At 44.8% G+C, this 26041-nt stretch carries 25 protein-coding genes; 16 read left to right on the forward strand and 9 right to left on the reverse strand.

All coding sequences use genetic code 11. The features are described 5' to 3' along the window. Positions 1-9: 9 nt before the first annotated feature. Entirely contained in the window at positions 10-1011 is a 1002-nt protein-coding gene (locus ACWYVB_RS08020; protein WP_457528639.1) for a S1 family peptidase, read from the reverse strand. 125 nt (positions 1012-1136) lie between these two features. Next, positions 1137-2027, reverse strand: coding sequence for a LysR substrate-binding domain-containing protein (locus ACWYVB_RS08025; RefSeq protein ID WP_301583177.1), 891 nt, complete (start codon positions 2025-2027; stop codon positions 1137-1139). Positions 2028-2156: 129 nt separating this feature from the next. Between ACWYVB_RS08025 and ACWYVB_RS08030 the strand changes: the two genes are divergently transcribed. The 5 genes from ACWYVB_RS08030 (at position 2157) to ACWYVB_RS08050 (ending at position 5549) form a co-directional block, all read left to right on the forward strand. Continuing rightward, a complete protein-coding gene (locus ACWYVB_RS08030; protein WP_005394849.1) occupies positions 2157-3080 on the forward strand; it encodes a DMT family transporter in 924 nt (307 codons plus the stop codon). 99 nt (positions 3081-3179) lie between these two features. Further along, the gene (locus ACWYVB_RS08035; RefSeq protein ID WP_005394850.1) at positions 3180-3626 is read left to right on the forward strand and encodes an SRPBCC family protein; all 447 of its coding nucleotides are present in this window, start codon (positions 3180-3182) and stop codon (positions 3624-3626) included. An 83-nt stretch (positions 3627-3709) separates the two neighbouring features. After that, positions 3710-4462: a phosphatase gene (locus tag ACWYVB_RS08040; protein ID WP_047009782.1), complete on the forward strand. Its 753-nt coding sequence runs from the start codon at positions 3710-3712 to the stop codon at positions 4460-4462. 155 nt (positions 4463-4617) lie between these two features. Beyond that, positions 4618-5007: a cytochrome b562 gene (locus tag ACWYVB_RS08045; protein WP_005394852.1), complete on the forward strand. Its 390-nt coding sequence runs from the start codon at positions 4618-4620 to the stop codon at positions 5005-5007. A gap of 176 nt (positions 5008-5183) precedes the next feature. Beyond that, positions 5184-5549 (forward strand): hypothetical protein, encoded by a 366-nt coding sequence (locus ACWYVB_RS08050; RefSeq protein WP_080619260.1) that lies wholly within the window; start codon positions 5184-5186, stop codon positions 5547-5549. Here the strand turns inward: ACWYVB_RS08050 and gloA2 are convergent. The 3 genes from gloA2 to ACWYVB_RS08065 form a co-directional block, all read right to left on the reverse strand. Further along, positions 5529-5912: an SMU1112c/YaeR family gloxylase I-like metalloprotein gene (gene gloA2 / locus ACWYVB_RS08055; RefSeq protein ID WP_048625392.1), complete on the reverse strand. Its 384-nt coding sequence runs from the start codon at positions 5910-5912 to the stop codon at positions 5529-5531. The two genes, ACWYVB_RS08050 and gloA2, sit on opposite strands and share 21 nt — an antisense overlap. 30 nt (positions 5913-5942) lie before the next feature. Next, entirely contained in the window at positions 5943-6872 is a 930-nt protein-coding gene (locus ACWYVB_RS08060; RefSeq protein WP_042601221.1) for a LysR family transcriptional regulator, read from the reverse strand. A 77-nt stretch (positions 6873-6949) separates the two neighbouring features. Then, the gene (locus ACWYVB_RS08065; protein WP_457528643.1) at positions 6950-7423 is read right to left on the reverse strand and encodes a hypothetical protein; all 474 of its coding nucleotides are present in this window, start codon (positions 7421-7423) and stop codon (positions 6950-6952) included. Between the two features lie 288 nt (positions 7424-7711). Between ACWYVB_RS08065 and ACWYVB_RS08070 the strand changes: the two genes are divergently transcribed. The 4 genes from ACWYVB_RS08070 to ACWYVB_RS08085 all read left to right on the forward strand — a co-directional run bounded on the left by ACWYVB_RS08070 (position 7712) and on the right by ACWYVB_RS08085 (position 11466). After that, a complete protein-coding gene (locus ACWYVB_RS08070) occupies positions 7712-8395 on the forward strand; it encodes a spondin domain-containing protein (RefSeq protein ID WP_457528645.1) in 684 nt (227 codons plus the stop codon). A 9-nt stretch (positions 8396-8404) separates the two neighbouring features. Further along, positions 8405-9100 carry a spondin domain-containing protein gene (locus ACWYVB_RS08075; RefSeq protein WP_005383999.1) on the forward strand — a complete coding sequence of 232 codons (696 nt, stop codon included), beginning with the start codon at positions 8405-8407 and terminating at the stop codon, positions 9098-9100. Positions 9101-9246: 146 nt separating this feature from the next. Then, positions 9247-9978: a response regulator transcription factor gene (locus ACWYVB_RS08080; RefSeq protein ID WP_237311338.1), complete on the forward strand. Its 732-nt coding sequence runs from the start codon at positions 9247-9249 to the stop codon at positions 9976-9978. 114 nt (positions 9979-10092) lie between these two features. Beyond that, entirely contained in the window at positions 10093-11466 is a 1374-nt protein-coding gene (locus tag ACWYVB_RS08085) for a histidine kinase dimerization/phospho-acceptor domain-containing protein (RefSeq protein WP_457528648.1), read from the forward strand. A gap of 30 nt (positions 11467-11496) precedes the next feature. Here ACWYVB_RS08085 and ACWYVB_RS08090 read toward each other — a convergent pair whose 3' ends face one another. Beyond that, entirely contained in the window at positions 11497-12012 is a 516-nt protein-coding gene (locus tag ACWYVB_RS08090) for a superoxide dismutase family protein (RefSeq protein ID WP_005394862.1), read from the reverse strand. A 541-nt stretch (positions 12013-12553) separates the two neighbouring features. On the opposite strand from ACWYVB_RS08090, the gene ACWYVB_RS08095 reads away from it, so the two are divergent. From ACWYVB_RS08095 to ACWYVB_RS08120, 6 genes are all read left to right on the forward strand, one after another. Further along, entirely contained in the window at positions 12554-13963 is a 1410-nt protein-coding gene (locus tag ACWYVB_RS08095; RefSeq protein WP_457528650.1) for an aminotransferase class V-fold PLP-dependent enzyme, read from the forward strand. A gap of 62 nt (positions 13964-14025) precedes the next feature. Next, positions 14026-14958 (forward strand): transporter substrate-binding domain-containing protein, encoded by a 933-nt coding sequence (locus ACWYVB_RS08100; RefSeq protein ID WP_005394865.1) that lies wholly within the window; start codon positions 14026-14028, stop codon positions 14956-14958. Continuing rightward, positions 14955-17285, forward strand: a complete 2331-nt coding sequence (locus tag ACWYVB_RS08105) for a putative bifunctional diguanylate cyclase/phosphodiesterase (protein WP_457528651.1) — start codon at positions 14955-14957, stop codon at positions 17283-17285. Before ACWYVB_RS08100 ends, ACWYVB_RS08105 begins: the two co-directional genes overlap by 4 nt. Positions 17286-17497: 212 nt before the next feature. Next, on the forward strand, positions 17498-18691 hold the full coding sequence (locus ACWYVB_RS08110; RefSeq protein WP_005394869.1) for a glycine C-acetyltransferase: 1194 nt from the start codon (positions 17498-17500) through the stop codon (positions 18689-18691). Between the two features lie 44 nt (positions 18692-18735). Next, on the forward strand, positions 18736-19767 hold the full coding sequence (gene tdh / locus ACWYVB_RS08115) for an L-threonine 3-dehydrogenase (RefSeq protein ID WP_005394871.1): 1032 nt from the start codon (positions 18736-18738) through the stop codon (positions 19765-19767). A 394-nt stretch (positions 19768-20161) separates the two neighbouring features. Then, complete coding sequence (locus ACWYVB_RS08120; RefSeq protein ID WP_048625383.1) at positions 20162-20881, forward strand: carbonic anhydrase; 720 nt, start codon at positions 20162-20164, stop codon at positions 20879-20881. Positions 20882-20953: 72 nt separating this feature from the next. Here the strand turns inward: ACWYVB_RS08120 and ACWYVB_RS08125 are convergent, their stop codons facing one another. Further along, on the reverse strand, positions 20954-22057 hold the full coding sequence (locus tag ACWYVB_RS08125) for a mechanosensitive ion channel family protein (RefSeq protein WP_046875767.1): 1104 nt from the start codon (positions 22055-22057) through the stop codon (positions 20954-20956). A gap of 300 nt (positions 22058-22357) precedes the next feature. Here ACWYVB_RS08125 and ACWYVB_RS08130 point away from each other — a divergent pair, with 300 nt between their 5' ends. Next, positions 22358-22705 (forward strand): helix-turn-helix domain-containing protein, encoded by a 348-nt coding sequence (locus tag ACWYVB_RS08130; protein ID WP_005375109.1) that lies wholly within the window; start codon positions 22358-22360, stop codon positions 22703-22705. Between the two features lie 90 nt (positions 22706-22795). Here ACWYVB_RS08130 and lldD read toward each other — a convergent pair whose 3' ends face one another. Continuing rightward, a complete protein-coding gene (lldD, locus tag ACWYVB_RS08135) occupies positions 22796-23935 on the reverse strand; it encodes an FMN-dependent L-lactate dehydrogenase LldD (RefSeq protein ID WP_457528654.1) in 1140 nt (379 codons plus the stop codon). Positions 23936-24250: 315 nt separating this feature from the next. After that, positions 24251-25942 carry an L-lactate permease gene (locus tag ACWYVB_RS08140; protein ID WP_457528656.1) on the reverse strand — a complete coding sequence of 564 codons (1692 nt, stop codon included), beginning with the start codon at positions 25940-25942 and terminating at the stop codon, positions 24251-24253. Positions 25943-26041 lie beyond the last annotated feature (99 nt).

Raw genomic sequence — 26041 nt, forward strand, 5'->3', positions numbered from 1 at the left:
TCGAAGCTATTAGGAGCGCGAATAATTTCTTCGGCGTCTTAGCCAACCAAACCAGCCTCCAAGCATGATCATCCCTGCGCCAAGTGCGCCACCACTACTGCCATTATCCTCAAAGCCAGATGTGTTGGTATCTTCTGGTTCAAAGCCGGAATCACCTTCACTATGATAATCTTCTGTGCTTGCTAAAAGAGCATTGTAACGAGTCTTCACTCCCGAGCTGGTTTGGGCTTCAATCCATGTTGTGTAATTTAGAACCTCAGTAAACACACTCGGAATCGCAGCGGATTCACAAACAGAAGAACCATAGCTCACAATACCGATTTGTTGATACATTCCGTTATTGTCTTGATAGGTGAGAGGGCCACCAGAGTCACCGCTGCAAATACCGGTATAACTGCGTTCAGGAAACCCATTGGCACATAAGCTTTCTTGAGCATTAAACCCCGTCACTAAAGAAGCACATTGTGCATCAGTGAGTGGTTTTACTTCCGCCCATCGCAAATAATTTGGTCCATTTTCATCGTTGGTCGAGGTTTGCCCTAAACCGAATATCTGATAAACCGATTTGCTGCTGTAAGCACCAAAATCTTGCGGCAACGTAATGGATTGAACGTTGTCGGTGATCGGATGGGTAAGTTCAAGTACGGCGATATCATTAATCCATAAATCACTAGGCTCGTAATTTGGATGAATAGTGATAGAGCGAACATCTTTGAATTCATCAACAAACACATCGTTCATTGTCGGGTTTTTTACTAAGACTCGCAGATCATTGATTGTCCATCCATCAGAAAAAACACTCGGCTCTACACAATGAGCGGCGGTTAAAATGAAGCGGTCATTAACAATAGTGCCGCCACAGATGTTGGCAAATTGATTAGCGCCAGTTTTGTGTAGAATGAGTCGTGCGAAAAAGGGCAATTGATTTTGAGTGGCTTGCTGGCCGCCTATGATTGCCGTTGAGATGCCTTGCTCTGAATGAGCGTCTTTACTTTCAGCGACTGCACTCATGGGTACTGCGAGGCAGAGTACGCTTAACCATATTTGATACCGCTTCATAAACCATCCTTGGATGAAAAGTGCTCTTTCTAACTTTATACTAATTTTTCAATGAATGTGCTTAACAAAAGGTTTCTTTAATTGAATGATTGTTGCAACCACGAGCGCAGAAGGTGAAACGATTCCAGCTTTAGCTTGTGTGGCGGGCATACAAAGTAAAGCTGTTGATGAGGATTAATTACGGGTTCGCCCAGCTCGATTAACTGGCCATATTTGATGTCATCTTTCACAAACAAGCGATGAGTGACCAATAACCCCAAACGACGAGTTGTGGCCTGGACGGCTTGTATCGACATATTAAAAGTGATTGGTTTTTTGCTTTTAGGTCGCAGGATGCCAGTCGCATTCTGCCACACGTTCCAGTCATTTTTTCTTCGTTCGTTAGTGACTTCAATGATGGGATACTGCTTTAACAGTTGAGCGATATTTGAGTCATTCGTCTTAGCTACCAATTCAGGGCTACACACCAAAACCAGTTCATCTTCACTGAGCTTTTCACAGTAATAATCTTGCCATTCCTCGGTGTTTCCATGCACGAGTGCTGCGTCGATGCCTTCTTGTTCTAGATTAAACCTGCCAGACAGGTTGGATAAACGAACGTCTAATTGCGGAGCAAAGTCCTGCAAACTCGACATTCGCGGAATCCACCAATGCAGCGCCAAGGAATTCACCATATTAAGCGTAATACGTTGCAAGTTTTGGTCTTGGATTAGCGCTTCTGTGGCATCGACAATTTGTTCTAAAGCTGGCGCAACCTTTCGATAATATTTTTTACCGTCAGCATTAAGTTGAACTTGTCTGCCTACGCGATCAAACAGAGGCTTGTTGACCTGAGTCTCCAGTGATTTTATCGCCTGACTCACCGCCGAATGACTCACACTTAATATCTGCGCTGCTTCTGTCATGCTGCCAGATTCCGCCACAGCGACAAATGCATAGATGGATTTTAGAGGGACTAATTTACGCATATTTTAGAAACCATAACATGATGAGAGATAAGTTGACTTGTAAGTTTTTCTTACATTAATAGTTAATATTACTCGCTATTTACAATAAGTGATATCTCATAAAATACTCCACATATTAAGGAGTATCGAATGAATGCAGTAAATAAATCTATCCTTTTCATGCTGATGTCTACGTTAAGCTTATCTGTTACTGGGTTGTTAGCAAAGCAGTTGACAGGTGAACTTTCCGTCACACTGTTTAGCTTCTTACGCTTTTTGGCTCCTGCACTTATTTTGCTTGTCTTACTTCGTTTCAAAAATCTTACCTTTCCTAAAGCTGGGACGTTAAAACCGATTTTGCTTCGCGCCTTCTGTATCGGCTTATCACAGTTGTGTTTCATCGCGTCATTACAAACGTTAACGCTGGTAGAAGGGGTGGTATTGTTTGCCACTGGCCCATTATTTATTCCTTTGGTTGAAAAGCTGTTTATGGGAGGCCACATTCGCGTTTCAACATTGGCGGCTTTAGCAATGGCGTTTACTGGAGTGGTTATGTTGGCGGGAGTTGGTGGGGAGTTTACTTGGCGTTCGGATTTATTACTCGGTCTAGCTGGTGGACTCTTCAATTCCGGCTCTCAGCTTACGCTATATAAAGTGAGTAAAACTGATATGTCGCCATTAGAAATCAACTTTTGGGCGTTTGGGTTTGCTGCCGTATTTCTGTTACCGCTAACGTTGTTTAACGACATCGATGTTTTCCTCAAAGCCAATGTGATGGAATCTACTGTTTCTTCTAATATGCTGTGGCTCGGTGTGATGTCCCTGATGATCATTAACACCCAAGTTTTCCGCTCCAAAGCGTATCAACTGGCAAGCAGCGGCTCTCAACTTGCACCACTTATTTTTACTAACCTACTGTTCACTGCGGTTTGGCAGAGTGCGTTTTTCGATGACCGAATGAGCCAAAGCCAAATTATCGGGATGAGTTTAATCGTGCTCGCAACCATACTGAACACATGTTGGGTTCGCTTTACGGCGCATCGTGGTGGCAGGTTACAAGCGAGAACTTCTTAGCCTGTCGGAAAATAGAGGATTAAGTTAGGCAAATCAGAGGTGTGGTTTGATTTTTTCTGACAATGAACTAGCGTCAAGAAAGGTTCAGGGAGAGAAATAATGCTTACGCTAAATTATTACGTTGAGATTTCGGCTACACCGCAACGGGTGTGGGAAGTGCTAACCGATGCTGAGTTATACAAACGCTGGGCACAGGCTTTCTCACCCCAGTCTCAATTTGATGGGATATGGGAAGAAGGGCAAGACATCACTTTTTTTGATCCCGATATGGGCGGAACGCGAGCGACTATCGATATCGTGCAACCGCAACAGCGCCTTGAATTTCATCACATTGCCATTTTTAATCCGGATAATAGGCAGCAACTGGATGGAGATTTAGCATCTAAGTGGATTGGATCACGAGAGATCTATCAGATCGACACCAACAGTGATCGTTTGTTACTCAATGTCACCATTCATACGCACAGCGACTTTGTTTCTATGTTTAATCACGGATGGGAAAAAGCGTTGCCCCTAATAAAAGCCATCAGTGAGGAGCAAGCTTAAGTCTGATACTCATCTTGGGCTGACGGTACATCACGTGTAGGTATACAATAGCACGCAAGATAGCGCACCTAAGAGAGTGGATGATGGAATTTAAAGTTGATACCCATACACATACGTACGCCAGTGGTCATGCGTACAGCACCTTGATTGAAAATGCAAAATTGGCGAAAGAGAACGGCTTGGATATGTTCTGTACGACCGATCACGCAGAATCAATGCCGGGCGCGCCGCATTACTGGTTTTTCTCCAACCAAAAAATCCTGCCTCGATTTTTAGACGGTATCGCGATCATTCGGGGTGTGGAATCCAACATTCTTAATACCGAAGGCGACATCGATATTCCGCTGAGTGTCGATCGTAACCTAGATTGGGTTATTGCAAGTTTCCATGAACCTGTTTTTCGTCCTGCAAACAAAGAAACTCATACGGAAGCGCTCATTAGTGTGATTCAAAACGGTCGTATTGATGCGCTTGGCCATCTTGGGAATCCAAATTTCGACTTTGATTTTCAGGCCGTTTTAGCGTGCGCGAAAGAGTATAATGTTGCGATTGAAATCAATAACACCACGCTAAAAGGGAATAGCCGAGTGGGTAGCGTAGACCGTTGCCACGAGATTGCACAAATCGGTAAAGATCTCGGTGTCTTCTTCACAACAGGAAGTGATGCACATTTCTGCCATGATGTTGGTAATCTGGATTTGGTTGGAGAGCTAATGGATAAAGTGGGTATCGATAGCAAAAAAGTGATTACTCACACCGCCCAGCAGTTTTTGTCTTTCTTAGCTCTGAGAGGCCGTAAGCCAATTCCAGAGTATGACGACATTCGCAACGCATAAACTTGATTACATTTTAGGTATGCACCTGGCGTAAGATTGCTTTACACTGCGACCCGGAAATACTCAACTAAGCTAGTTTGTCGCCTTTTATGGCGTGGGTTATTTGGGTAAATAAAGCCGACACAGAATTCGGCACTATAAATGGAGAAGTGAAAATGTTACGTCCTTTAGTCCTAGGGTGTGCGATTGCGTTTGGCTCAACATACGCAATGGCAGAAGCGGTTGATTTAAAACAAAACATGAAGCAGATGAAGATGGAATTCAAACAGGCGGCAGAAGCGTCGGATGTTGAAACCATGAAGTCTGCAATTGATAGCTTGCAAGCAATCGTCGAGCAATCTAAGCGCGGTAACTATCCACCAGAGAAATTCGATACCTACTTAGAAGGCTTTAATAAACTAACGGTAACGTTAGACAAGATTGAAGCAGACTTAGACGCTGGTAACCTGCAAGACGCGAAAGCACAATTACGTGAAATTGATAGCCTACGTGAAGAATACCATGACAAGCGTAACCCAAGTATTTGGAGTAAGCTGTTCGGCTAATCGCGATAAAAGCTGACAATAGAATATGAAAATAGCCTGCCGTTTTGGTGGGCTTTTTTGTGTCTGTCAATTGCGTTATTGAAGAAAAGCTGTGAGGTGGCAACCACTTATTGATCCTGTTTTTGAGCTAGCACTCAGAATTAGTTACGCTGAATGAAATTTGTTAAGTCACCGTTATGCGTAGATTAATTCCTTTTTATCGCTCCATGCTATTTGCTAGTGCTCTAAGTTGGGTGCTAGTGACCCTGATGCCTGTTATCAATGCTCATGGTAACAGCATGGGTGTGTGGGCGACGCTATGTACGCTTAACGGTTTTGAATTGGTTCAAATCGAAGAAAGTGACAATGCCGTCAGCCATAAAGGCAAACCTTGTCCTTTTAGCCACTTCTCGACCTTTCATCATGATTCACTTCCAACTACACCAATACTTCCACAACTGAGCTTGGTCATTTCTGAAAGCTACACTTTTTTGGCTCTAAGTGTACGATTTGAAACGCCAGTTCCTCGTGCCCCACCAAAGTTAGCGTTGATAAACTTCTAGCGGCAAGCCATCTGGATCTTTGAAAAAGGTAAACGCTTTGCCTGTAAATTCATCGATGCGAATGGGCTCTACCTCAATTTCTCTCGTCTCTAAATATTCTTTAACATGCTCGACATCATCCACTTGAAAAGCAAGGTGGCGTAACCCCTGAGCTTCAGGAAAGCTCGGTCTCTCTGGTGCGTCCGGAAAGCTAAACAATTCAACTTGGCTGCCGTCAGGTAAAGCGAGGTCAAGCTTGTAGGAGTCTCTGGCTTCACGGTAATTTTCAGCAATGACTTTTAGCCCTAACAATTCGGTGTAAAAGCGTTTTGACCTTGGATAATCACTGCAAATGATCGCGACGTGATGAATAGCATTAAACATGGTTAGCCTCTTCAAACATGGCTTGTATCCTCAAGCATGGTTAGTGTCCTCGGAGACTAAATGCTCCTTAACGAAGTCGATAAATACGCGCAGGCGAGCAGGCATGTATTTGGTTTGCGCATACTGCATCGCGATAGCGCCGTGGTAGTTACTCTTGATCATCCAATCCGGCAATACTTCCACCACTTCCCCTTGCTCTAACGCGTCTTTGATCACGAAGTCATGGAAGATCCCAATTCCCAAGCCAGACTTAACCCCGTTCAAGCGCATTTGAGAATGGTTGACGGCGTAGCGCCCACTCACGGCAATCGAATGAAAGGCTTCCTCTTTAAAGAACGACCAGATGTTGTCTTTGTCGTTCTCGGCAAGGTAAATACAATCGTGCTGTTCAAGCTCGGTTGGGTGCTCAGGCATACCGTGTTTGGTGAGGTAATCTGGAGAGGCACACAAAACAAGATTGGTCTTACTGATCTCTTTGAGTACCAGGTTCTCATCGGGTTTATCGGTAAGCTTAAATGCGACATCAATACCTTGGCGGAACAGATCGATCTCACCATCTGCTGCACGCAGTTTAAGCTGAATATTTGGATAACGTTCTAGGAATGGCAACACAAACGGTTGAAGCACCGAATTAAGAAATGCTTCTGGGGCTGCCACTGTGAGTGCGCCTGTTGGCTCGGCATGATCTTCTGCAGATAACTCAACGGCTTGCTGCGCGGCATTCACCATTGCGATGCTTTGGTCATAAACCTTTTGTCCTGCTTGAGTGATGATCAACTTACGAGTCGTGCGCTCAAACAGTTTCACCGAGAGGGCTTGTTCCAACCGTGTGATCAACTTACTTAAAGCCGATGGCGTTACGCCGAGTTGTTTGGCTGCAGCGGTAAAACTGCCTTCGTTTACCACTAGGATAAACGAAGCAAGATCAGGAAGTAGGGCAATGAGTTTTGGATTAACCATAATTGTTCAGTTCTGCGCTGCGGAATAACGATATTGTCTGGTACGGTTTCACGAGGTTCAAGTGTCACCGTCTCGCTTTAACGATATTTTGCTAAAAATGCATTGAGTGCAGGCAAGCCAGATTCACCAGTATGGTATTTCTGCCAACAGTGATAAATGGCCGTTTCGTGGTCGGCAATTAACTCGATAGCTTCTTGTTCAGCGGTTGAATACTGCTGTGAAGCTTTCACTTCTTCATGCCACTCTCGATACTTGACCTCATAAGGTTCTACCCACTTCAAAAGAGTCGCCACCAACTCTTGCCATGGTAAACCAATCCACTTGGTTGCATCTGCCAAGCCCTTATCCTGCATCTCTTGGTGTCGATTTTCGATATCCATGCCATTTGTCAGCAGTACAGGTTTGAGCTTTTCTGCGGTGAGTTCTTCCACTTCAATCAAGGTTTGCCACAGTGTTTGTTGTTCACTTTGGGCGTAGTGGCTCAAGTAGTGGTTGAAAAAAGCGATGCCGTAGATTTCGCCATAGTAGGCAGACAGAACGTTATGAATCATGGTGAGAATCGTGATTTAAACAGAGAATAACGCATTGTAGGAGGGGAGAGCGCGAAGTGTAAACAGCTGATTAAGAGTAAAAAAGTGCTGTTGACAGAATTCGAACAGAACTTGTGAGAATTTTATGAGAATTCGATGAAGTTGCTGATAGATTTGCTCGTCATTCTTAGAGGCAAGAACGCAAAACGTTCGAAACGTAATGCTTAACTTACTCAAGTCACGAACAAAGAAGTAAAGCCGTACACATGGGCTTGGGTAGTTCAACCCTCATTAAAGGATGGAATCACAATGAAAAAACGTACCCAACTCGGACTCGTCATGACTTCAGTCGCTATGACACTAGGCTCTGCATCAGTGAATGCGGCGGAATTGGAAATCACCGTGACAAACGCAACCAAAGGCATCTACTTTACGCCACTTATTGTTGCTGCACATGGCTCTGATCTTCAAATGTTCAGAACGGGTCAAGCAGCAACGCCAGAACTAGAAGCAATGGCAGAAGGTGGTGATATCTCTGGTCTTGCTAGTGTGATTGGTAACGCTGGTGGTGCGGTGGTTGAGAATCCTGTTGGTGGTATTTTGAATCCGGGTGTTGCAACCACCTTCACCTTAGACAGTGGCGACCACGGTTATCTTTCTCTGAGCGCGATGTTGCTTCCAACCAATGACGGTTTCGTCGGTCTGGATAGTTGGAAGATTCCAACGGAAGCGGGTACATACCGAGCAACCCTAAGAAGTTACGATGCCGGTACAGAAGCGAACGATGAACTTGCGTCTAGCATGCCAAACCCACCTTTCATTACCTTTGGTACTGGCGGCACAGGCGTTGAAGCAACGGTAACTAACGATAAAGTTCACGTGCATCCGGGTAACCTTGGTGATAGCGACCCAACTGGCGGCATCAGTGACCTAGACAGCAGCAGCCATCGTTGGTTAAACCCAGTCGCAACCATCACAATCGTTGTGAAGTAAGGGGGATGTATGAAATACAGAATCTTACTAGTAGCAGCTTCAGTCGGCTTGCTCGCCGGTTGTCCAAGCGATGATGATAATGACGTAGTGAAATCGTACCGCTACACCGTCAACGTGGCGAACTTGACTGCGAATCAACCTATGTCTCCGCTTGCTGTACTCACTCACAATGGTGACTACCAATTGTTTGAAATTGGACAAGCCGCATCCGTTGAACTTGAGCACCTTGCCGAAGGCGGTAGTAACGCTGAGCTGATTGAGTTGATGAACAGCAATGACAGTGTTTACCAAGGTATTTCGGGCAATGGATTGGTGTTGCCGGGTGCATCGGACGAAGTCACCATCACGGTTGACCCTAGTCGTTACGGTTACTTGTCTGTGGCGTCTATGTTTGTGAATACCAATGATGCCTTTGTTGGCGAAACGGGGCTATCGCTCAAATCGCTCGCAGTAGGTGAAAGCTACGAAATGAGCATGAACGTTTGGGATTCCGGTACAGAGCTAAACGATGAGCTTGCCGCAACCATTCCTGGCCCAGCAGGTGGCGGTGAGGGCTTCAATGCCGCTCGTAATGACAGCAATGACGTTGTTGCATTCCATGCAGGGGTAGTTAGCCAAGATGATGGATTAGCAAACTCAGCACTTTCTGCGAACCATCGTTTCTTGAACCCAGGTGCGAAAGTCACCATCACTCGAGTCGAGTAACACAGGCTCCGATGACGTCTCCTTTCCAAAGCGCTTGTAGCCGAGCGCTTTATCCCTCATGGCGTCATCGGAACCTTTTTTGAAAGAATTTCTAATTTGTTCCGGTCATGTGCAAAGTGAGGATACTCGAAGGCAAGGAAAGGACCATGGAACAACAGGCAATCAATTTAGTCGCGAACATCTTGTTGGTGGAAGATGACGATGATTTGGCAGAACTGGTTCAGATGCATCTCAAGTTTCAAGGACACCAAGTATCGCGAGCCGCAAATGTCGCCGATGCTAAAGCGCAATATCAGCAACAACCCTTTGATTTATTGATCCTTGACCGAGGTTTACCAGATGGTGATGGCCTAGACATCTGTCATTATTTGCGTCAGCAACAAGATTGGAATCCAGTGCTCATGCTGACAGCCAGAGACGGTGAAATGGACAAGGTTGACGGTTTAGAAGCGGGCGTTGATGACTACATCACTAAGCCGTTTAGCGTATTAGAATTCCAAGCACGAGTGCGAAACGTGCTGCGCCGAGTCAGTCAAACCGCAGAGGCCAAAGTAGCAAATGAAGTCCTCGACGAAGCGATGGATTTTGGTCCGCTAAGAATCATTCCGGAGTTGCACCAAGTATCCCTAAACGACAAGGATGTCACTCTTACCGCGACAGAGTTTACTTTGCTGCAGTTTCTCGCGACTCGTCCGGGCAGAGTCTACAGTAAAGATGAATTGCTCGATCACGTATGGAACACCAGTCATTCTGGTTATCACCACACGGTGTGTAGCACCATTAACCGTTTACGCAGCAAATTGTCTTTGTCTGATTCAGATCATCACTTCATCCAAACCGTGTGGGGCGTTGGGTATAAGTTTCAGCCAAGACACTAATGCAAAAAAGCAAGTCAAAACATCAAGCCAGACAGTAAGTTGGCAGTTGTTTCACCGTCATTTTTCAATCATCACGGGTGTTTCAAAAACACCGCTGTTTAAGGAGGCGATAGGATGAGCTTCAAATCTCGCTTGGTAGTATTTACTAGCTTGTGGTTCTGTCTTGCGGCGGTGGTGATTGCACTGACTTACAATTGGCAAAAAGAAACCATTGAGTTACGCACTAAGCAAAGCCTGCATAAAGAACTAGCCAGCCACATGCGTGACGATAATCCGCTGATGATTGGAACGGATTACAACCCTAAAGCGCTCAAGTCGATCTTTCATACCCTTATGCTGATCGGCCCTGATTTTGAAATCTATTTCCTCGATAGCCAAGGCAATATCACCACCCATGCTGCGCCAGATGGGGCAAAGCTTATGGACTCGGTGGATCTGAACCCCATTCAGCAATTTTTAAACAACGAACCGCTTCCCATCTTAGGCGAAGATCCTCGTAATCGCGGTGAACACAAAGTGTTTTCTGTTGCGGCGATAGAGGAATTAGGCTCTACGGTCGGTTATCTCTATGTGGTGATTGGCAGTACCCGACATGACGCCATTGCCAATGCGCAAGTCGATACCCCTTACATCGCGCTGGCAGGATTGGTCTTAGTGTCCATTTTAGGCTTTGCTCTCGGGGCTTATGTGCTGGTCAAACGTAGCCTGTTGAACCCGATTGAGCGTGTGACCAAGCAACTTCAACAGCAAGCTGAACATGATTTTCACCTGCAACCTGACTTTACTCACCAAGTGCCGGAGCTCGTGCCGATTGCGCACTCTTATCAGATGATGGCGAAGCACATTCAGCAGCAGTTTTTACAGTTGGAGTATCAGTCTTCTCATCGTCGTCAGAGCTTGTTGCAGCTCAGTCATGATTTAAAAACGCCGTTATCGAGTGTGCTTGGTTATTTGGAAACGTGGCGTTTGAAACATCCGGAATCTGATCCTTTGATTGATGTCGCGTTCCGAAATTGTGAGAAGCTCTCAACTCAATTGCATTCTTTATTAGACGCCGCGCGTAAAGAGGAACCAATGCCAAACTACGAATACCGCCCCATAGATCTTGGCGCATTGATGGCAGAATGTGCCGAGACGATGCAGAGCCAGTTTTCTCGTAAAGAAGTGGTGTTGAAAGTGGATATGGATAGCAAGATCCAAACTGTGGGTGACAAAGGACTCTTAGAGCGGTTGGTATTGAACCTGCTTGAAAATGCGTTGCGCCACAGCCCAATCGGCTCGGAAGTGCATTGCCAAGCGCATTTGAGTGAGGATAAGTCGCGAATCCTGTTCACTTTTGTCAATCGAATTGATAAAGATGCCGTCGGGGGCGCATTAGGAATTGGTACAAAGATAGTGCAGTCAATTTTAATGTTGCACCACAGCTACTTAGAGACGTGCGAGACGGACACTGAGTATCAACAAAAATTCGCACTTCTCGCTACTTGAGGAGAAGCGCGAATTTGGCTTATCGAATGACTACTTAATAACGCCACATACAACGCGCGCGCCGCCGCCGCCTAATTTAGCAGGATGGTCGGAATGATTGTCACCACCAGCATGAATCATTAATGCTCGGCCTTTTAAATCTGATAATTTTAGGCGAGGCGCGACAACGGGCTGATTAGCATTGCCATCCATGTCCACGTAGAGTGGAGGCAGGTCGCCTAAATGATTGTCATCGGTCCAAGGGTAGCCATGTTTCCCTGTGTTGCTGGGGTCATAGTGACCACCTGCTGCACCACCAAGGACGGTTTTGCCATTCTTCTCCGCGCTATCGCACGATGGATTAGTGTGAACATGGAAACCGTGCACCCCTGATGACAAACCTGATAACTGAGGCATAAATACCACGCCATAGTCACTTTGTGAAATCTCAATGGTGCCAGCGCTCTTCTTGCTGTTGAGATCGGTCATCGCTACAGTCTGCGCAAGTACGTTAGGAGCGGCTACGAGAGTGGCAGCAACTGAAATGCATAGCAATCCTTTTAACATGGGACTTCCTTCTTTTTGGTTGTACGCTCAAGCACATATTAGTGAAAACTTCTCTTCCTTATGTCTGTTGAGCGGTGGGTTTATGTCAGAGAGTGATGTGTCTCACTCTATGGTCTTAAACTGGTATCTATCTGCGAAACCAGCTCTCCACTATTAAGACTTAACATATTGAGATTGTTCAGATATAAAAAGAATAGACGTCAATCAAAAAATAGCCTGAATATTTTTAAATTAACGCAAAGTTAAATTTTTAATGACTTTATAACAAAGCTCATAATTGTTTTATAAAGAAGTTGTCGGAATTGTCTTCTATAAAAAATAATCAATTTAATGAATATTTTAATGTGAATATGGTTGTTTATAGGTTTGTGGTCAAACTGTTGCTTATATCATCAAATAAGATAAAAAATTGGAACTAAAGTCACTTAATGGCAGAGGAAAAAATTAAACTCTGGTTTTAATGGGTAATAATGTTTTAGTAACAGATAGTTACGCACTTAAAATTAATAATATGGCTAATTTCCGACAAGGATTGAAAAAGATGAAAGACAAGGAATCTATTCAGACTAATAGCAGCCGCCGTAATTTTCTGAAAGGCGCAACAGGAGCTGTTGTTGCTGGTGTGAGTGCTTCCGCTTTCTCGGGCGCAGTTCAAGCACGAGAACAGAAAATTGATTGGAGCAGCCGCGGGCTAGGTAGAAAACACGATAAGCGCTTTTGGCGTAAAGTGCAACGACAGTTCGTTTTGGATAAACGTACGACTTACATGAACATTGGCACAACGGGTTCTATGCCAAGACAAGTTCTTCAAGATTACGAGCATAACAACAAGTTGGTGGCTAAGTATCCTTGGGATATGAAGGGCAAATTTGGCTCTTGGCCTTATGTCTCTGAGATGGTTCAAGAAGTAGCGTCTGGCTTTGGTGCTAACCCAGAAGAAATCATTCTCAGCCGCAATACTACTGATGGTCTATGTTCGATCATTAACGGCTTACACTTTGAACCAGGTGATGTGATTTTAACGACGCACCATGAGCATATGGCTGCAACATCACCGATGAACGTCGCAAAACATCGTTTTGGCGTCGATGTTGTTGAAATTCAACTACCGGTATTTACCGGTACTGAAGACGTTTCTGAACAAGATTACATCCAAGCTTTCCGCGACGCGCTTGATGCGCATCAAAACGTTCGCCTCATCATGTTCTCTCATATCACCTATAAAACGGGAACGGCGTTACCAGCCAAAGCCATTTGTGCTTTAGCGAAAGAATATGGTGTGCCTACGCTTGTAGATGGAGCGCATACTGTTGGTATGTTTGACCTCGATTTCCATGATATGGATTGTGATTTCTATGCAGGTTCTGGTCACAAATGGCAGTGTGGTCCTGGCGCAACCGGTATTTTGTACGTACGTGATAACGCCAATCGCTTGAATGAGTATTGGAGTGATCGTGAAAACCCGTTGTGGTTGATCAACTCTTCACTTTCTCATGCTGATTACTTAGGCAAACAATTACAGATGCAGTACATCGGGAACGACAACTATCCTGCGAAACAAGCGTTAGTTGATAGCTGCAAAATGTGGGATGAGATTGGTCGTGACCGCATTGAGGAACGTGTTCTAAGTCTTGGTAGTTTGTGTAAAACCTTACTACAAGAGTACTTGCCACAAGCCCAAATGTACTCGCCAAACGTGGAAGGTTTAACGAGTGGCTTAACCACAGTTAACCCATTCTCTGATGTGACGAATGAAGACATATTGACTGAATTCAGAGATCGTCTGCGTGAAGAATATGGCTATATCATTCGAACAACCAGCTTTAAGCTGCATAAAGATGATGACTTTGATACTTACGCACTCCGTATCTCCACGCACTTGTTCCATGACGAGCAGGATGTTGAAGGGCTCGTGGTGGCGATGACGAATTTGTATTACTCGTCGTTCTAACATCGTTGTTTATCACTCAAGCGCCCGTTATTGGGCGCTTTGTGAAAGGTAAGGATATTATTATGTCAGTCAAAACATTCAAAAGAACTTTAGCGGCGATGGCGCTTATGGCGGCCTCTGTTATGTCCTCTTCCGCCTGGTCAGACGACTTACAACAGATTCGTGATCGCGGAGTGTTGCGCCATATTGGTGTGCCGTACGCTAACTTCGTTTCTTATATTGAACAAGGTGAAGTGGAAACCTTGACTGGCTTAGATGTAGAGATAGTAAAAGGCTTTGCCAAGTCTTTGGGCGTTAAGTACCAATATGTTCCAGCTCAGTGGAGCGATATGGTCGGTAAGCTGACGGGCCAAGATGTTCAATACCATAATAAGCAAGCCGTTGTGGGAGAAAGTGTTCCAATCGAGGGTGACTTGATCGCAAATGGCGTTACCATTCTTGACTGGCGCTCTGAAGTTTTAGACTTTTCACAAGATTACTTCCCGTCGGGCGTTTGGTTAGTTTCCAGAACAGACTCCACGCTGAGTCCGATTAAACCAAGTGGGTCGGTTGATGAAGATGTAAAAACCGTCAAGCAGCTTATTCATGGTCGCGAAGTGTTGGCGTTGGAGCACTCTTGCTTGGACCCTAACCTTTATGACTTATATGACACAGGCGCAAAAGTCATACTGCCTGATGGGGCTCGTCTTCTTAATGAGATGGTGCCAGCGATAATGAAAAATGATGCGGAAAGCACATTACTAGACGTCGCCGATACGTTAATTGCATTAGAAAAATGGCCAGGTGAAATAAAAGTCATTGGTCCAGTATCCGAAAATCAGAAAATGGCTGTTGCATTCCGTAAAAACTCGCCGGAATTACGCAAAGCATTTGATCGTTATTTAGATTCAATAAAGAAAGATGGAACCTACGAAAAATTAGTAAAAAAATACTATCCATCTATTTACTACTTTTATAACGATTACTTCATAGAAGATAGTAAGAAAACCCGATGAAAAAGGCCGTTAAAAAAATATCTAGTAAAAAATTTATTGCAATAAGCGCAATATTAGTCTCTATTTATTTAGCTATGCTTATTGTTGTGACAAGTTTGGGGCAAAATAAATTAAAAGAATCCCAACATAGGGAACTTGGTTTAAAAGTAAAAAGTTACGCAAGCACACTCGATAATTTATTTACCATTGCTAGTGAAGATGTTGATAATTTATCTACAGATAAAACAGTACAAACATTCTTTGCTAATTTAGCCTCTGGCATGTCAATGGAGTACGGATTAGGAGCGAGTTTAATTAACTTGAAGCGTCGTTTCGATGAAAAGATAGATGGTAAGTTAATTAATAGCAGCCAAATCTATAAAAAGCTCACACTGGTAGGCAGTGATGGCACAACGATTGTCACGACGGGCTCTGAAGACAACATAGAGCATAAGATGGATATCCAAACCTTAATGACTCAACATGGGCATCCCGAAGAGGTTTGTGCAACTCGATATAACGACGACGTGCGTATTCAAGTCATTAAGCAAGTCAAGTTCTCTGGAAAGCCAGTTGCCTTTCTAATTGCAGATCTCAATAAAAACATTGTTATTGATCAGCTCACTAATCAAGAGCACGAAGACAGTTATAGCCGGATGGTGCTCAAAATAAAAGACGTTGAGATGGTCGTATGGGATACAATAAATAAAACGTCTTCTCATAATAAAGATGAGAATTATTTAATATCTGAAGCCGTTGATGGAAAGATATATTTTGAAGTGCCTGTTGAAAAACATCACTTCAAACTTATGGCTTGGTTTGAGCCTTTGAGTGAGCGAGATATTTTTACATCACGGATCTTCATTCTCGGTTTGAGTATTCTTGCTGTTATGGTTGTTATTGCGCTGTGTTATGCGTTCATCACAAACAATAATAGAATTGAATTGAAAATTAAACTTGAAGAAGAGAAAAAGCGAAAAGACATACTTTCTCAACAGAACCGAAAACTAACTAACGAAATTGAACGCCGAAAAGCGTCTGAAAAAGAACTCGCCTTCCAAGCTAAATACGATACGTTGACTAACTTGCCTAATCGCAGCTACGGTTCTGAGAGACTGGCTTTGGAGTTGATTAGAGCGTCACGTAGTGGCTCAAAAGTATTGGTCATGTTTATTGATTTAGACCACTTTAAGCAGATTAACGATTCAATGGGTCACTTTGTTGGCGACGAGATCCTTAAACTTAGTGCTCAACGACTGCATCAAGTCGCGAGAAAAACAGACTTACTGGCGAGAATTGGTGGGGATGAGTTTTTATTAGTGATTCCTGACTTGCCTGATAATGACACCGCGAAGCGCGTTGCTTCAAGCGTGCTTTCGGCGTTTAACGATCCATTTGTATGGAACAACCATGAATTCTTCTTGAGTAGCAGCGTCGGAATGTCCGTATTTCCGGATGATGGAGATAATGCCGAGCAGCTCCTCGCGTGTGCTGACATGGCGATGTATCGCGTGAAGCAAGATGGACGCGATGCCTTCTGTTTTTATAACCACAATATGAACCAAGACTTGCAACGCTATTTGGATTTGGAAAATCGACTAAGAAATGCCATCTCTAGTCAATTACTAGAGTTGTATTATCAACCTATTATTGAGCTGAGCAGTGGTAAAATTGTTGGCGCAGAAGCGTTAATGCGTTGGAATGATGAGAAGTACGGATTCGTAAATCCTGAAGAGTTTATCTCTATTGCTGAGAAAAATGGCTTGATTCATCAAATTGGTGAATTCGCTATCCAGCAAGCGTGCCGCCAAGCGGCGCAATGGCAAAATCTGACGTCGCTGTTTGTTTCTGTGAATTTCTCCAGTGTTCAATTTAGGTATTGTGATCGCTTACTTGCGTTTATTAAGAAGAGCCTTGAGGAATCTGGTCTTCCATCAGATAAGTTCGATATTGAGGTGACAGAGAGCCTTCTCTTTAACCACGACTCAGAGCTATTAGACATGCTCAATAACTTAAGAGCGTTAGGCACTAAGCTTACCATCGATGACTTTGGTACTGGTTATTCTGCGTTGAGTTACTTACAGAAATTTCCGTTCGATCGCCTTAAGATTGATCGCAGCTTTATGCAAAATATGTTCGAAAACGACTCCGATCGTGAGCTCGTCAACGTGATCATTGCAATGGCGAAAGCGCTGAACCTTAAGATTGTTGCTGAAGGCATTGAAGAACAGCGTCATGTCGATTATCTAAAAGACTTAAACTGTGAGTTCGGGCAAGGTTTCCACTATAGCCGCCCGTTACCAGCCAAAGACTTTGAAGCACTACTTAAACAACCAACTGGGCGATAACTCCTTTTATTACAATATTATAGGAAAGCATTAATTGAATTCGTGCCTTGAATTCATTAATGCTTTTCCACCTTAAGGGATAATCCTTCTTCCTTCCTTGAATTACACTACAATTAATTGATGAGTGATAGCCTGTGATGCCCGTCGCATAAAGGCTCAACCTAATTCTAAACGAGTAAATACTCGCCAAAATAACCAGGAAGGAATTTCAAATGTCTTCTGCATTCTACCAACAGATTCAGCAGCAAATTGAAGAAGTGAAGGCTGAAGGTCTTTACAAATCAGAGCGCGTAATCACGTCTCAGCAACAAGCGGCTGTTAAAATCTCTACCGGTGAAGAAGTATTAAACTTCTGTGCAAACAACTACCTTGGTCTTGCTAACCATCCTGCGCTAATTGAAGCGGGTAAAGCGGGCATGGACGAGCACGGCTTTGGTATGGCTTCAGTACGTTTCATCTGTGGTACTCAAGACATCCACAAAGAGCTTGAGCAGAAGTTGTCTAAGTTCCTAGGTAAAGAAGATACGATTCTTTACACCTCTTGCTTCGATGCAAACGCAGGTCTGTTCGAAACCATTCTCGGTAAAGAAGACGCAATTATTTCAGACGCACTAAACCACGCGTCAATCATCGACGGTGTTCGTCTATGTAAAGCAATGCGCTTCCGTTACTCAAACAACAACATGGAAGAGCTAGAGCAACAACTGATTGCTGCGAAAGAAGCAGGCGCACGCCACATTCTTATCGTTACTGACGGTGTGTTCTCAATGGATGGCGTAGTGGCGAACCTTCCGGCTATTTGTGACCTAGCTGAAAAATACGGCGCACTGACCATGGTTGATGACTCTCACGCGGTTGGCTTCATGGGTAAAACGGGTGCAGGTACGCACGAATACCACAACGTGGTTGACCGTATCGACATTATTACAGGTACGCTAGGTAAAGCAATGGGTGGCGCTTCAGGCGGTTACACGTCTGGTAAAGCGGAAGTGATCGACTGGTTACGTCAGCGTTCTCGTCCATACCTATTCTCTAACTCTGTTGCACCAGCAATCGTAAGCGCTTCTATCCGAGTTCTAGATCTACTAGAAGAGAGCGGTGACCTACGTGACCGTCTATGGGAAAACGCAGCACACTTCCGCGCACGTATGGAAGCTGCTGGTTTCACAATGGGCGGCGCTGACCATGCGATCATTCCAATCATGCTAGGTGATGCGAAAGTGGCAGCAGAATTTGCTGAGCGAGCACTAGAGAAAGGCATCTACGTAATCGGCTTCTCATTCCCTGTGGTACCAAAAGGCCAAGCGCGTATCCGTACTCAAATGTCAGCAGCGCATTCTCGTGAGCAGCTAGATCGTGCAATTGATGCGTTCATCGAAGTTGGTAAGGACATGGGTCTTATTTAAGACTCTAGGTCCTAGATAATAGGGCCTTTAATTAAGGTTACATTATGAAAATTAAAGCATTATCAAAGCTAAAGCCTGAAGAAGGCATCTGGATGACTGAGGTTGATAAACCTGAAGTTGGCCATAATGACATTCTGATCAAAATTAAGAAAACCGCTATCTGTGGTACGGACGTACACATCTACAACTGGGACGAATGGTCACAAAAGACAATTCCAGTGCCTATGGTTGTCGGTCACGAATACGTGGGTGAAGTGGTTGCGATTGGTCAGGAAGTTCGTGGCTTTGAAATTGGTGACCGCGTATCTGGTGAAGGTCACATAACTTGTGGTCACTGCCGTAACTGTCGTGGCGGTCGTACTCACTTGTGTCGCAACACGATCGGTGTGGGTGTAAACCGTGAAGGCGCATTTGCAGAATACCTAGTGATTCCTGCATTTAACGCGTTTAAGATCCCTGACGAGATTTCTGACGATCTAGCATCGATCTTCGACCCGTTCGGTAACGCGGTACACACTGCGCTTTCTTTCGATCTAGTTGGTGAAGACGTGCTCATCACTGGTGCTGGCCCAATCGGTATCATGGCAGCTGCAGTCGCAAAACACGTTGGTGCTCGCCATGTGGTTATCACAGACGTTAACGAATACCGTTTAGAACTTGCTCGTAAGATGGGCGTAACACGCGCAGTAAACGTTGCAGAAGAGAAGCTTGAAGATGTAATGGCTGAACTAGGCATGACAGAAGGCTTTGACGTAGGCCTAGAAATGTCTGGTAACCCAGCGGCATTCAACTCAATGCTAACCACAATGAACCACGGTGGCCGTATTGCATTACTCGGTATTCCACCATCAGATATGGGCATTGATTGGAACCAAGTGATCTTCAAAGGCCTAGTTATCAAAGGCATCTATGGTCGTGAAATGTTCGAAACATGGTACAAGATGGCTTCACTGATTCAATCTGGTCTGGATCTATCACCAATTATTACGCACCACTACAAGATTGATGACTTCCAAGAAGGCTTCGATGTCATGCGTTCAGGCATGTCTGGCAAAGTTATCCTTGATTGGGAATAATCTGCTCAAATAAGAAAGCGCTCCGAAAGGGGCGTTTTTTTTAGCGATATGTTGTAAACATAAGCGGTAACATAGAACATATAGCCCTCATTTTACAAATGTCCATAGTCTTTTTTCTAGATCATGCACAGCAACATTTCCAGCCTGAAGTTCCAAGTGATTTAGGGCAATACCACAAATCTTTCTTGTACAAAAAAACACCCCACCAGCTGGCACTTATACCGACTCGATAATCGTTGATGTTCAATTTTGAGAATCATATCAATTGCATAACTAGAGGCATCTATTCCAAAAAACTTTTGTAATCATAGTTTTCACTCTATTCCCGCTTAATTCTGTGCGATTAGTATGGTTTTGTTTTCACAACATTTAACTTGAAGGAATAAGGAAAACTATGAAGAAGTCACTGGCAGCACTAGGTTTGGCGTTGGTATTTACAGGAACAGCTTACGCAGCAAGCTGGGGTTACGAGGGGAGTCACGGGCCTGAGCATTGGGGCGAGTTTGCGTCTGAATGTTCCAAAGGTCAAAACCAAAGCCCAATTAATATTGTCTCCGCAGCAGAAGCGAAGTTAGACAAATTGCAGTTCGACTACCATGGCAAAGCAATCTCATTGCTCAATAACGGCCACACCCTGCAAACCAGCCTAGAGGGTGACAACACACTGTTGATTGATGGCAATGCATTCACGTTAAAGCAGTTCCACTTCCATACTCCGTCAGAAAACCATGTGGATGGCAAAGAATACCCATTAGAAGCGCACTTTGTGCATGCTGATACAACTGGCCATTTGGCGGTTGTGGCCGTATTTTTTCAATCCGGAAAAGCGAACCCAGATTTAGCGAAGTTACTAGCAAACATACCAAGTAAAGATCAAGGTGTAGAGATTAAATTGCCATTTGAAGCGGATGCGTTGCTTCCAAAAGACAAAGCGTATTATCGCTTTAATGGCTCACTAACGACACCACCATGCTCTGAAGGGGTACGTTGGTTAGTGATGAAAGAAGCACAAACCATTTCCCCTGAGCAGATTAAAGCGTTTACGACAGTGATGGGGAAAAACAATCGTCCTATCCAACCATTGAATGCTCGTATGGTGTTAATGCAACACTAACCAATCCAAGCAAATAAAAAATGAAAAAGCCCGCTTGAATAAAGCGGGCTTTGTTATTGGTATTGATGGAAATTAGAAGCCGTGATCTTCTTGCTCTTCAGCTTTTATCATTTGAACTGGGTCGAGCTTGAGTGTTTGAGTTGGGAAGGCGATATCTGCTTCGTGTTCTTTAATGATGTTAATTACTTGAAGAAGAACATCCTGTTTAACCTCATGGTATCTCACCCAATTCACGGTTTTTGTGAAGGTATAAATGAAGAAATGCAGTGACGATGGACCGAACGTATCGAAGTTGACGATAAGCGTTTGGCGTGCATCAATATCTTTGTGATTCTTAAGCATCTCTTTCACCGCTGTAATGATTTGCGGCATTTTTTCGGCGTCGTCGTAACGAAGTCCAATTTTTTCGTAGATGCGTCGGTTTAGCATGCGAGATGGGTTTTCTACGACTATGTTGCTAAACACAGAGTTTGGCACATAAAGAGGGCGCTTGTCGAAAGTTCGTATGATGGTCATTCTCCAGCCAATTCGTTCTACCGTACCTTCAATTTGGCGATCTGGAGAGCGGATCCAGTCGCCAACTTTAAACGGACGATCGAAGTAGATCATAAGGCCGCCAAAGAAGTTTGACAGCAGATCTTTCGCCGCTAAACCAACGATTAAACCACCGACACCACCAAAGGTGAGCAATCCTGACAGTGACAAGCCAAACGCCTGCATCACAGTGAGAATTCCGACGGTAATAAAGAACAAGCGCGCGACTTTAGCTATCGCTTGTACTGTGGTTTCATCTCGGTTTTTTTGTTCTAGGACGTACTCTTCAACATTGGTAATGAGTCGCATAACGGTCCAGACGAAGATACTGATCACCAAAATCAGTTTCAGCGTGCTTAACCAGTTTATTTTATCGTTGAGCTCGCTCTCTAATATGATGCCGATAGAGACGGTTGCAGGCCAACACCAAATGAGTGTACTGACTGGCGCTTTTAGCGCATCAAGCAACATGTCATCCCAGTGGAAAGGGGTTTTCTCTACTAGTACTGCGAGACGAGAGCGGATCAGTCGCCAAGCTATCCAAGCAATAAAGCTGGCGAGTGTAATGAAAAGGACACTTCCACTCCAATCTTGATGAGATGTTTCAATATAGCTTTGCAAATCGGTAAACCACTGTGACATATGTAACTTCTTTCTAGTGAACCATGGAAGGAAAGGTAGCAGATATTACTCCTTCACCCCAGTGATTTCCTTTAAATCATTTACTTATGTATAAATCGCCTGAGGTAGGCTATTTCGTGAGGTGAAAAGTGAGTGGTCGAAACTGAGTGATGAGCCGCCGTTCCATTCTTGTGCGGAGCTTCGTCATCTCCGATGCGCGTTGATATTTGAACGATCAATTATAACTTCTCTGACTTATCGCTAACATTTATCTTAAGTAAGTGTGAGAGTGTATTGGCTCTTGAATTAGCGGAGGCAGATATGGAATTTACAGAGCTGGATCGAAACGCGCTCTACGACATCTGGATGTCACAAAAAGCCAAAATGCACATCACTCAAATGGAAATGGCGAAGCGCCTTGGTTTGAGTCTACACGAGTTTTCTGGCTTGTTACGTGGTAATTCTCCACTGACGCTAGGTTTTGTAAAACAGCTATGCGAGCAGCTACATGTACGTCCTGGTCAGGTGATTCCGTCTTTGACGGAGCGTGATCTATCTGCATCTGGTACGGTTTATTTACAAAATCGTGTGACGGTGGATGGTGATATCAGTAACGTGTTTATCGACGGCAACCAAGTCGTGATCGAGTACGTTCACCAAGTTAGTTAGCTTGCTCGTCAAATTATCGGGTTGAAGAGCAATAAAAAACGAGCCAACTGTGGCTCGTTTTTTCGTTTCTGTTTTGCTCGCCTGCAAAGATTATGGGATTTTCACCAAGGAATCGCGAGAAAGGTCCGCGATAGACTTCGCACCAGTAAGCGTCATAGCTACACGCATTTCTTTGTCGTACAGATCCAGTAGGCTTTCAACGCCTGCGCCGCCTTGCGCAGCCAATGCGTACACAAATGAACGACCAAGCAGTGTGCAGTCTGCACCAAGTGCGAGCATACGAACCACATCAAGACCAGTACGGATACCTGAGTCAACAAAGATTTTAAGATCGCCTTTTACCGCATCTGCAATGCTTGGTAGTGCTTTAGCACTTGAAAGTACGCCATCTAACTGACGACCACCATGGTTAGATACCACAATGCCATCCGCGCCGAAACGTACCGCATCTTTCGCGTCTTCTTCGTCGAGGATGCCTTTGATGACCATAGGGCCATCCCAAAAGTCACGAATCCACTCAAGATCTTTCCAGGAGATAGACGGGTCGAAGTTTGCGCCTAACCAGCCGATATAATCTTCTAGTTTTGTTGGTTCGCCGCGATACGTTGAGATGTTACCTAAGTCGTGCGGTTTACCAAGTAGACCCACATCCAGTGCCCAGCTTGGGTGGCGCATCGACTGGAATACACGACGCATGGCTGCGTTAGGGCCGCTCATGCCTGAGTGCATGTCACGGTAACGCGCGCCAGGAACTGGCATATCAACGGTAAACACCAGCGTTGTGACTCCAGCAGCTTTTGCACGCTCAAGCACGTTCTTCATAAAGCCACGGTCTTTAAGTACGTAAAGCTGGAACCACATTGGACGTTCAATTGCAGGTGCGACTTCTTCAATCGGACAAACCGAAACAGTCGACATAGTAAACGGGATGCCTTTTTTCTCGGCTGCTTTTGCTGCTTGCACTTCGCCTCGGCGCGCGTACATACCAGTTAGACCAACAGGAGCTAGCGCGATTGGCATTGCCAGTTTCTCACCGAAGATCTCGGTTTCTAGGCTCAAATCTGTCATATCGCGTAGGACGCGTTGGCGAAGAGCGACATCACCTAAATCGTCAGTATTACGCTTCAGCGTGCGTTCGTCGTAAGAACCGCCATCAATATAATGGAATAGAAACGGGGGAAGCTTGGCTTTCGCGGCAGCGCGGTAGTCAGTAGAAGCTGAGATAATCATAATGGTGTCCTAGCGGTTATTCTAAGCAAAGTTGTGGAGCAATTTGCTCTTTCGTTGAGCCTTCATCGCAAAGCAGTGAAGGCATCAAAATGAGTATAGTTACCTATGGTTCACTTACGTTTGAACTGGTGATGTTGGTAACTCATTTACATAATTGATTGAAAAATTTTGTTAAATCACTCAATCAGTTATACAAATTGGAAAGGATGACACAGCTGTCGGGGGGATTGATGTAGCAAGCTAAATCAACATGTCGGGGTAGTAGTGCTGACAGCTGTGTCAAATTAGGCAGGGCTACAAACCCTGCGTTTCGCGTTACTTCATCAAGACATCCGTCATTTGGAGGCCGTAAATCAACACCAAACCAATAATGCCCGTCATTACAATGTAGTAGAACGTAGGGATAATAGTCTTACGTAATGTTGCGCCTTCACGGCCAAGTAAGCCTACGGTGGCAGATGCGGCAACAACGTTGTGAATCGCAATCATGTTACCTGCGGCTGCGCCAACGGCTTGAAGCGACACAACAATCACACTCGAAATAGACAGTGTTTGTGCCACTTCGAATTGGAACTGGCTGAACATCATGTTTGAAACCGTATTTGAGCCAGCGATGAACGCACCCAGCGCACCAACGGTGGCACTTAGTGCTGGGAACGCAGAACCGACAAGGTCAGAGGCAAAGTTCGCTGTTGTGACCGGCATGCTTGCTAGGTCAGCGCCGTTAATGCCAGAGTTGATGAAGATACGAACCATCGGGATGGTAAATACCAAGACAAACCCCGCGCCAATCAGTGTTTTGCTTGACTCGCCAAACGCTTCACGCAATGGTTTTGCGCTGCCGCTTTGTAACATTGCGGCAAGCAGTGCGACAAACACGAGGATGCCACCTGGCAGGTACAATGGCTGAATAGCGGCACTCACACCAGTCTCACCAAGAATATTGCTGAACGACAAACTTACGCTTTGTACAAAGCCTTTCAGTTCCGGACTTACGCGGCTTGCGACGAGAATTACCGCCAGCATTACATATGGTACCCAAGCTTTTACGATGCTCATTGGCTTGCCTGGATTGTCGTTTAGATCGACTTTTAGCGAGCCCAGCCATTCAGCAGGCCATTTGTCTTCGCTTTCGAAATCCCACTTAGTCTTTGGTACTAAGAAGCCTTTTTTCGCTGCGGTAACAACAATAGAAAGACCAACCAAACCACCGATAAGTGAAGGGAATTCTGCACCCAAGAACACACCAGTTAACGCGTATGGCACAGTGAAAGAGACGCCTGCGAATAAAGCAAATGGTAGAATATCCAGACCTTCACTCCAGCTTCTGTTCTTGCCGAAGAAACGTGTTAACATCATCGCCATTAATACAGGGATCATCGTACCTACAACAGCGTGAATCACAGCAACGTGCGCGGTGATATCTTGCAGGTACATTTCCCATGTTGCGTCTTGTGCAGCCAAAGACTCACTGATGTTATGGGTGTCTAAACCTTTGTTTACACCCACGATGATTGGCGTACCCACCGCACCGAATGAAACAGGCGTTGACTGAATCATCATGCCCATTAGGACAGCGGCTAGCGCAGGGAAGCCGATTGCAACCAGTAGTGGTGCAGCAATTGCTGCCGGGGTACCGAACCCTGATGCGCCTTCAATGAATGAGCCAAAACACCAAGCAATGATGATGGCTTGCACACGGCGGTCAGCTGAAATATCGGTAAATCCATTACGGATAGTGGTGATCGCTCCAGTGTGTTTTAAAGTGTTGAGCAAGAAGATGGCACCAAACACGATCCATAGAACAGAGACAGTAATGCCTAGCCCTTGGAATACAGAAGCCAGTACGCGATTGGCTGACATATCCCAAAACATTAGGGCAATAGCGACGGTTAAACCGAACGCAACAGGCATGGCTTTTTTAGCAGGCCAGTTGAGACCAACCAATAAGATGGCGGCAACAACAATTGGCGAAAATGCCACTAGGGCAAGTAGGGTTTCACTCATTTGTACATCCTTCGTACGCTGACTTCTCGAACGGTGTCAATCCGCTGTAGAGGTGACTTTTTGTTGTAATGGTTTTGTTAATTTGGCGTGAATTTACTC

The sequence above is a fragment of the Vibrio sp. JZG10 genome (genome assembly GCF_054064075.1).